At 64.4% G+C, this 8,628-nt stretch carries 7 protein-coding genes; 5 read left to right on the forward strand and 2 right to left on the reverse strand.

Translation table 11 applies throughout. The features are described from left to right. Positions 1 to 10 precede the first annotated feature (10 nt). Positions 11 to 3,514: a heparinase II/III family protein gene (locus AAGD32_12760; GenBank protein MEM8875114.1), complete on the forward strand. Its 3,504-nt coding sequence runs from the start codon at positions 11 to 13 to the stop codon at positions 3,512 to 3,514. A 30-nt stretch (positions 3,515 to 3,544) separates the two neighbouring features. Here AAGD32_12760 and AAGD32_12765 read toward each other — a convergent pair whose 3' ends face one another. Continuing rightward, positions 3,545 to 4,348, reverse strand: a complete 804-nt coding sequence (locus tag AAGD32_12765; GenBank protein ID MEM8875115.1) for an RNA methyltransferase — start codon at positions 4,346 to 4,348, stop codon at positions 3,545 to 3,547. A gap of 19 nt (positions 4,349 to 4,367) precedes the next feature. Between AAGD32_12765 and AAGD32_12770 the strand changes: the two genes are divergently transcribed. The 4 genes from AAGD32_12770 to nagZ are packed head-to-tail and all read left to right on the forward strand — an operon-like array spanning position 4,368 to position 7,953. Beyond that, complete coding sequence (locus AAGD32_12770) at positions 4,368 to 5,039, forward strand: ABC transporter ATP-binding protein (protein MEM8875116.1); 672 nt, start codon at positions 4,368 to 4,370, stop codon at positions 5,037 to 5,039. Further along, positions 5,036 to 6,409 carry an FtsX-like permease family protein gene (locus AAGD32_12775; GenBank protein ID MEM8875117.1) on the forward strand — a complete coding sequence of 458 codons (1,374 nt, stop codon included), beginning with the start codon at positions 5,036 to 5,038 and terminating at the stop codon, positions 6,407 to 6,409. The genes AAGD32_12770 and AAGD32_12775 overlap by 4 nt, the downstream gene beginning before the upstream one ends. 21 nt (positions 6,410 to 6,430) lie before the next feature. Further along, positions 6,431 to 6,928, forward strand: coding sequence for a hypothetical protein (locus AAGD32_12780; GenBank protein MEM8875118.1), 498 nt, complete (start codon positions 6,431 to 6,433; stop codon positions 6,926 to 6,928). Continuing rightward, a complete protein-coding gene (nagZ, locus tag AAGD32_12785; GenBank protein ID MEM8875119.1) occupies positions 6,925 to 7,953 on the forward strand; it encodes a beta-N-acetylhexosaminidase in 1,029 nt (342 codons plus the stop codon). The genes AAGD32_12780 and nagZ overlap by 4 nt, the downstream gene beginning before the upstream one ends. 17 nt (positions 7,954 to 7,970) lie before the next feature. Here nagZ and AAGD32_12790 read toward each other — a convergent pair. Continuing rightward, positions 7,971 to 8,628 (reverse strand): hypothetical protein (locus tag AAGD32_12790; GenBank protein MEM8875120.1); only part of this gene is annotated, 658 nt, incomplete at its 5' end.

Raw genomic sequence — 8,628 nt, forward strand, 5'->3', positions numbered from 1 at the left:
TGTATCAGCCGTGCCCGTGTTCGAACTGACCCAACTCGAGTCACGCCGACTGCTCTCGGCGACGCCGTCGACGCCCGAGGCTTTCGACGTGCTCGACAAGCCGATCCGGCAAGCGCTTCTCAATGACCTGACGGTCATGAACGCCACGACGCGTAACGCGCTGCAGGCCGAGCTCGACAGCAACGACCTCGCCGGCTTCGACGCGACATTGCTGGCCTATTCCGAGAGCCAGCCGCTGAGCAACTGGTTCTTCGACTCGACCGACATCGCGACGTACGCCGCTTTCGCGACCAACCCGGCCAACGGCATCAGCTACACCGGCGACGTCGGTAACGCCGACGACGTCGTCGACGATCGGATGTTCCCCGAGATCGAAAACGTCGCGGACTACACCGTCAACAAGTCCAACGCGATCGACTGGAACTCCACCAGCGGCGCGACCCACCCCGACTTCCTCCACACGCTCAACCGGCACAACTGGTGGCCCGAGCTCGCCACGGCTGCCCGGCTCGATGGCGATCCGAAGTATCTCAACGATCTCGAGTACCAGCTTGCGTCGTGGAGCCAGCAGTACACGTCGGCCGACACGCCCAGCTTCTGGAGCGAAATCGATCAGCAGGGCTGGCTGCTCGACACATCGATCCGCACGGAGTATTGGCAGTGGGCGTACTTCACCGCGTTGGGCGACGCGGGCTGGGAAGGCGACGCGAACACGCTGATGCTCGTGAAGCTCAACGAGGCGGGTGAGTTTCTCTTGACCAATGCCCAGGCGGCGCTCGACTCCGGCGAGGTCGACTCCAACCGCGACCTGACACTGGCCAAGACGCTGCAGCACCTGGGCCAGGCGTTCCCGGAGTTCGCGGGTGCGAGCGATTGGAAAGACGTCGGCCGCCAGTTGCTCTTCGCCTCGATGGACGCCCAGCTTTACGACGACGGCTCGCACGTCGAGCAATCGCCCGGCTATGCCGCAGGTGTGGTGGAAGACCTGATTGACTCCTACCTGCTGGACGTGGCCAACGGCGACGCGGCCGAGTGGGCCGGTGGTCGCCTGACCAAGCTCGAAAACGCTGCCGACACCTACGTCCAGTTCCTCACCCCCGACGGCAAGCGTCCGGCACTCGGCGACACCTACCGCACCTCCTCGGTCAACATCTTCCTGCGTAGCGCCCTCGCTTTCGGCAACACCGACGTCTCGACCACCACCATCACCAGCGTCGACAGCGGCAACGGCACCACGACCACCACCTTCGTCGTCGCCGACGCGTCCGAGTACAACGCCGGCGATATCGTTCAGGAACAGGGCTTCAACGAAGCGATGCTCGTGACCGACGTCAGCGGCAACACGATCACGGTCAAGCGGGCCCAGTTCGGCACCAACCCGTCGGGTCTGGAGAACGGCGACACGCTGACCAATTTCAGCGACATCCCGCTCGCCAAGCCGCGGTTGCGCGACGTCTGGCTCTTCGGGCCGACCGCGGTCGGGGACTTTACCTCCCTGCCGGCGTCTGGCGTCTTCGGCGATCGCGGGCAGGTCACCTCTCTGCCCGACAGCGGCAACTACATCTTCCGCGACGCCGCCGAGGAAGTGCAGACCGTCTTCGACGCCGGCCCCAAGGGCGGCGTCCATGGGCACTACGACCTGCTCAACCTCGAGATCTTCGGCGAGGATCGTGCGCTCATCGCCGATCCGGGTCCGTTCAAGTACATCACCGACACCGCCGACCCGGAATACGACACCCGCGCTCACGCCATCTCCACCGCCCGGCACAACACCATCGTCGTCGACGGCACCAACCACGGCGCGTATGAGAAGTCCCAATCCGACGGCAACCTCGGCGTGTACGAGTTCACCGACCAGCCCGGGTTCGTACAGGTGAGTGCATCACATCAGGCATACGCCCACCTGGTTGGCAGCCCAACGGTCGGGCGGACCGTCTGGTACGACAAGGACGGCACGTTCATCATCGTCGACTACGCCCAATCCACCAGCACTAACGACTTTGAGGTCAACTACACGATGCCCGGCAGCGGCTCCGGCGACGCTCGACTGACCGCATGGTCCAGCGATGGTGGCGGGCAGCAAGCGAAGAGCCGTTGGACCGATGGGGGGAAGAACGTCCGCATCTGGTCAATGGACATGACCGGTCAAACACACGAAACCAACTCCGGCGTCTTCGTCACTGACATCAATGAACCGGACTTCACAGCCGACGCTCGGAAGTACAGCATCCGCCAAAGTGGTTCCGAGGCCGTGTTTGTGACGTTGGTGCAGGTGTACGACGCTCAGGCGACGCCGGATGTGACGATCGAGGCCGTCGGTGCCGGGCCGAACGCGAACAACCCGTTCCAACTCCGCCTCCGACGCGACGGCGTTTTCGATCAGGACATCACCTTCACCCCCCCGGACCTGTACACCCCCGATGCCGACGCCAACATCAACGGCGGCCACAACGACATCGTCTTCGGCCCCGACGGCCGGCTCCACAAGGTCTTCCTCGACCGCGGCGGCGACACCGGCTCGACCGGCCTCAAGTACACCGTCCGCGACCCGATCACCGGCGACTGGTCCAGCCCGGTCACTATCGACGGCTCCTCCGACTTCGCCGGCCAATACCCGGACCTCGAACTCGACAACCTCGACCGCCCCGCCGTCGCTTACTTCGACGGCAATGCCGGTGACCTGAAGTACGCATACATGTCGCCGTTCACCGACTCGTTCCAAGTGCAAACGGTCGACAGCAAGCAGTCGGTCGGGCTGTACCCGTCGCTGACGTTTACACGCAGCTCCAACGCGGCACTCATTGGCTACTACCACAACACCAAGGGCGAGCTCCGCGTCGCCGCCCAGCAGGGTGATGAGCTGTGGGACATCGAAACGATGGACGGTGCCGGCAGTGATAAGGACACCGGCCGATTCAGCCAAATCCGACTCGACCCCAACCGCACCGACCTCAACTCGCGCTACGTCATCGGCTACGAGGACACCCGCAACGGCACTTACAAATGGGGCTACTTCTACGGTGGTTCCTTCCGAACCGAAGTCATCGACGATGACCTCACGATCGCCGGCGGCTACCTCTCGCTTGACTTCGTCGACAGCGGCAGCGGCTTCGACAACGCCGTGCTTGGCGACAAATGGCAGCCGGTCGTGTCATACTACTCCAGCGTACCCGACACCTCGCTGAAGTACGCCGCCCGCACCAAGCCGCCGATCTCCAACGGCTTCGGCACATGGAACGCCGTCCAGCTCGACGGCGTCGGCTCCAGCAAAAAAGTCGGCCTGTACTCGAGCCTGCAGGTCGTCAACAACCGCCCGGACATCTTCTACTTCGACTCCAAGAACAACCTCTTGAAGCGAGTCACGCAGAACGCCGGCGGCACCTGGGACTACGCCGACCCGCTCGCCACAGGCGGACGCGAGATTCACATCGACCGCAACACCGCCGGCACCGTCGCCGTCACCAGCCTCGACGAATCCGTCACCGGCGGACGCGTGAAGGTGTTCTTCTACTAACCCGCACCCACGGGGGAGCCGCATTACACGCTACGCGGCCGAACCCCTGAGCCAATGCAAGAACACCGCGCCGGCGATACTGACGTTGAGCGAATCAACGCCACCGGCCATGGGGATCATCACGTGGTAGTCACACGCCGCGGCGACGCCCTCGGGGACCCCGGCGAACTCGCTGCCGAGGACGATCACGCCGGCTTCCGTCGGCTCAACCGTCCGCAGTTCGACCGCGTCAGCGTGCAAATCGGCGGCGAACGTCGGCGACGTCTGCGCCGCGATCCACGCCGGTAAGTCTGCCACCTCGTAAACTGGCATGCGGAAGATGTGCCCCATGCTCACACGGATCACCCGGCGGTAGAACGGGTCGTGGCACCCGCCGTCAAGCACGACGGCGGTGCATCCGAACGCCGCCGCGATGCGGATCAATGCGCCGAGATTCTCCGGGTCGTTGATCCCTGAAAGCGCGACAACCCAACCGCCGAGCGTCGCCGGGACCGGCTGCAATGTTGCCCGCCCCACCGCCAGCGCGCCGCGATGAAAGTCGTAGCCGGTGATGACCCGCATGTTGGCTTGCGACGCTTCGAACACTTCCCCGCGTAAGACGTCGCTCAACGCTTCGACCTTCTTCGGCTTCGCCAACACCGCACGCACGTCGAAATCGCTCTGCAGCAGACGCCGCACGACCGTGTCGCCCTCGGCGACGAAGTAACCGCGCTGTCGCAAACCCTTGTCAACATGCACCGTCCGCCCGTCCGCCCCGCCGAACACGTCACGCCAAGGATCGAGCCTGGGATCGCTCGGATCTCCAATGCGGTGGACATGCGGTGCGCTTGACATGGTTGCTATCGTTGAACGCATGTCCGTGGATGTCCGAAACCTCCGCAAGTCCTATCCGCAGCCGGGCGGCGGCAGTGTCAGCGTCCTCGACGTGCCGGAGTTGACGCTCGCCGATGGCGAGCAGGTCGCGCTCATCGGCGGCAGCGGCACCGGCAAGACGACACTCCTGCATATCCTCGCCGGCATCGTTCCGGCCGACAGCGGCAGCGTCACCCTCGCTGGTGCCGATCTTGCGAGCCTCGGCGAAGCCGAACGCGATCGCCATCGTGGCGCGAATCTCGGGTACGTGTTCCAGACACACCACCTGCTGCCCGCTTTCACCGCGCTGGAAAACGTCTTGCTCGGCATGAGCTTCACCGGCAAGTCGGCTGACCGGGGCTGGGCGACGTCGCTGCTTGAGCGGGTCGGTCTCGGCGACCGAATGCGGTACAAGCCGGGCCAGCTTTCGGTCGGCCAACGCCAGCGCGTCGCCGTCGCGCGGGCCCTGGCCAATCGCCCGAAGGTCGTGCTCGCCGACGAGCCGACCGGCGCGCTCGATCCGGGCAACGCGTCGGCCGTGCTCGCGCTCATTCGCAAGCTTTGCGACGACGCCGGCGCGACATTGCTGCTGGTGACCCACGACCACGACCTCGCCGCCAAGCTGCCCCGAACGATTGATCTCGCGACGCTCAACCGAAAGACGGCGGCATGAACCTGCTCCAGCTCGTTCTTAAACAAATGCGCCAACGCACGCTCTCGACGACGCTCACCATCCTGAGCGTCGTGCTCGGCGTTGCGCTTGCGATCGGGGTGCTCATCCTGCAGCGCGAGGGCGACAAGCTTTTCGGCCAAGCCGACTTCGGCTACACCGTGGTGGTCGGCCCCAAGGGTGACCCGCTCTCGATCGTGCTCAACAACGCGTTCGGCCTCGGCAATCCCACGAGCACCATGCGCTGGGAAGCGGTGCGTCGACTGCGTGAGGACGGCCTGGCGCAGATGGTCACGCCCATCGCATATGGCGACACCTTCCAGGGCCGACGGGTCATCGCGGCCGAGCCGGACTTTTTCTTCGGCTTCGAACCGGTCGCCGGCAAGCCGATGTTTGTCGCCGAGGGCAGCTCGTTTCATCCCGAGAAGTTCGAAGCCGTCATCGGTAGCGACGTGCCCATGGCCATCGGCGACACCTTCCAGCCCACCCACGGCGGCGGTGAGAATCCCGAGGCCCACGCCCACGACGAAACCTGGACCGTTGTCGGCATCGCGTCCGAAACCGGTACCGTCTTCGACCGCAAAATCTACATCTCGCTCAAGAGCTTCTTCGCCGTCCCCGATCACGGCAAAGCTCTGGCCGAGCAGGCGCGCATGATCGGCGATGGCTCAAACGACGACCAAGCCGATCAAGACCACGACCATGCGGGCCATGATCACGGCACGCATGACCACGGGGTACACTCCGCCGGCCATGAAGGACACGACCACCCGGCGACCTACCACCCGCGCAGCGATGGCACCTTCGAACTGCTCGTGCCAGAGTCGGTGTGGAAGGTCAACGCCGCCTTTGTCTCGGCTTCCGGCACCGACGCGCTTCGCATCGCTTGGCGAACCAACAATGGCGAACTCGCCACCGCCGCATTCCCCGGCGTGGAGATGAAACGGCTCTTCGACGAAATCCTCACCGCGCCCGGTTGGGTGCTCTTCGGTGTGTCGGTGCTTGTCGTGCTCGTCGCCGGCATCTCGATCCTCGTTTCGATCTACAACAGCGTCGTTGCCCGCCGGCGTGAGGTCGCGATCCTTCGAGCCTTGGGGGCGACGCGTGGCAAGGTGCTGGCGATTCTCTGCGTCGAAGCGACGTTGATCGGTCTGATCGGCGCGTCGATCGGGCTGGTGCTCGGGAAAAGCCTTGCTGCAACGGCAGACGTCGCGATCACGAGCGCGTTCGGCAGGGGCATCGACGCATGGACCGTCTCGGGCGGCGAGATTGGCTTCGTGCTGGGCGTCGTCGCGCTTGCCGCGATCGCCGGCATCGTCCCCGCACTCGCCGCCTATCGCACACCCGTTGCCGATCACCTTTCGAGCGAGTGATGTGCTAGACTGTCAGACGCCATGACTTCCCGCATCGTTCTGTTCGCCGCACTGTTGATCCTGCCGATTGGGCTGCTCGGCTACGTCGCCTATGACGCGACGCGCACCGGCGGGATTCGCCAAACAGACACCGGGTTCAAGGTCTCGCTCAAGGAGATGTCGACCTTCCCGTTCGACCAGCAAGCCGGCACCGTCGACGACGTCCCCCAGCGCTTCCGCGAACTGGACGGGCAGACGGTGATTTTGATCGGGCAGATGTGGGCACCGGACCAGATCCGCGGGCCGGTGCCCGACTTCGAGTTGGTGTACTCCATCGTCGATTGCTGCTTCGTCGGCGAGCCGCAGATTCAACACTTCGTGCAGGCCGATGTTCCAGACGACATGGAAGTCCGGCTGTACGGCCAGGGCGATTTCATCGAAGTCATCGGCACCCTACGCGTCGAGGTCGAGCACGACGAATCCGGCCGGATCATCGGCGTCTACCACCTCGACGTACACGGGGTCCAGAAAGTCTCATGAACGAACAACAGCGTCTCGCCGCCCGGATGCTTTGCGTCGGCTTCGAGGGGCACGAGCCCAGCGACTGGATCCGCCGGCTCATCGATCGTGGCGTCGGCGGCGTTGTGCTCTTCGAGGGAAACGTGCAGTCCCCCGAGCAGGTGCTGCGGCTCAACGCGGCACTGAAGGAGCACGCCGGCGATCGTCCTTTGCTGACGTGTGTCGATCAGGAAGGCGGCCGAGTGCGCCGGCTCAAGCGTGGCTTCACGCAGGTGCCGGCAATGAGGGAGATTCGTGACGTCCAGCACGCCGAGGAAGTCGGCGAAACGCTCGGCCGGGAATGTCGGGCGGTGGGGTTCGATCTGAACTTCGCCCCAGTCCTCGACGTCGACACGAACCCGGCCAATCCCGTCATCGCCGACCGCAGCCTCGGCCGCGATCCGCAACACGTCGCGGAACTCGGTCTCGCGCTGGTCCGCGGGATGCAACGACACGTCGCCGCCTGTGGTAAGCACTTCCCCGGTCACGGCGACACGGCACAAGACTCGCACCACGATTTACCCTACTTGTCGCATGACCTGTCGCGTCTGCGTGAAGTCGAGCTTGTCCCCTTCGCCGCCGTTGCCGACGAGGTCGCTTCGATGATGACGGCCCACATCGTTTTCGCAGCGCTCGACGACAAGCCCGGCACCATGAGCAAGCCCGTGCTGGACCTACTGCGAAACGACCTCGGGTTTGACGGTGCCATCATCAGCGATGACTTTGAGATGGAAGCGCTCTTCGGCCGGTTCGATTTCGAGAACACCATCACCACCGCAGCGATGGCCGGCGTCGATCTGTTGTTGGTTTGTCACCAGGAAGAACTTCAGCACCGCGCGATCGACGCACTCGCGAGTTTGCCGATCGAGCGATTGCGTGAAGCGAACCGTCGGCTTGACGTGTTGTGCGAAAAGTACTGTAAGCCGGCGGACGGCGATCTATCACTGCTGCCAACAACCGATGCTGTCTTGGACGCCGGTGAAGATCCGACCGACTTCCGCGAATGAATGAGCCCGGCTACGAATCAAGGAGCGATCGGTTCCACCGGGAACCCACGCGCTTCCTCGATGCGCTTATCCGCAAGCAGGTATCCCCACACGAACGCCACGATGCCGCCGACGAGTGCCCACCACGGCCACGCGAGCGCTTCGCCGGCGAAGTTGCCGAAGTAGCTGATGAGCATGAGCACCGCACAGCCCGCGACCAGGATCGGCGTCTTGAGCAGCCGAACGTTCCGTCGCCACGGATCGGTGAAGCTCGTCCCGATCCAAGTCGCCAGCAGGATGCCCGACGCGACCCACATCGTCACGTTGGCCCACGGCTCCTGAAATCGCAGCGACGCCACGCACAGCAACGACAGCGGCGCGGCCCATACGAGCCCGCGGCCGTTGATGTTCAACGGCAGCCACGCCAGCAGAAACGCCGCGAACAGCCCGCCCTGCACCATGCTCGCCAAGCCCAAAGCGACCACGAGGATCGGCAGTTCGAACTTGTCCTGGTAAATGCCAATGAGCCACGCAACGAGCGAGAGGAGCAACGCCCAGAAAACGACCAGCCCACGCGACCAAGCAACGATCGTGCGCGGATCGACCGACACGTCGTCGGCGTCCATCACGAGGCCCGACCCTGGGGGTGGGGGGCCGGGGGAGCCCGCATAAACCGCCGGCGGCCCCACAACGCCC

It is taken from the genome of Planctomycetota bacterium, from assembly GCA_039182125.1.
In the GTDB taxonomy this organism is placed as follows: domain Bacteria; phylum Planctomycetota; class Phycisphaerae; order Tepidisphaerales; family Tepidisphaeraceae; genus JBCDCH01.

What these genes read in the sequence shown, in the direction of transcription:
- AAGD32_12765 (MEM8875115.1), bottom strand. Translation starts at nt 4,348, where the DNA reads ATGTCAAGCGCACCGCATGTCCACCGCATTGGAGATCCGAGCGATCCC.
- AAGD32_12770 (MEM8875116.1), top strand. Translation starts at nt 4,368, where the DNA reads ATGTCCGTGGATGTCCGAAACCTCCGCAAGTCCTATCCGCAGCCGGGC.
- AAGD32_12775 (MEM8875117.1), top strand. Translation starts at nt 5,036, where the DNA reads ATGAACCTGCTCCAGCTCGTTCTTAAACAAATGCGCCAACGCACGCTC.
- AAGD32_12780 (MEM8875118.1), top strand. Translation starts at nt 6,431, where the DNA reads ATGACTTCCCGCATCGTTCTGTTCGCCGCACTGTTGATCCTGCCGATT.
- nagZ (MEM8875119.1), top strand. Translation starts at nt 6,925, where the DNA reads ATGAACGAACAACAGCGTCTCGCCGCCCGGATGCTTTGCGTCGGCTTC.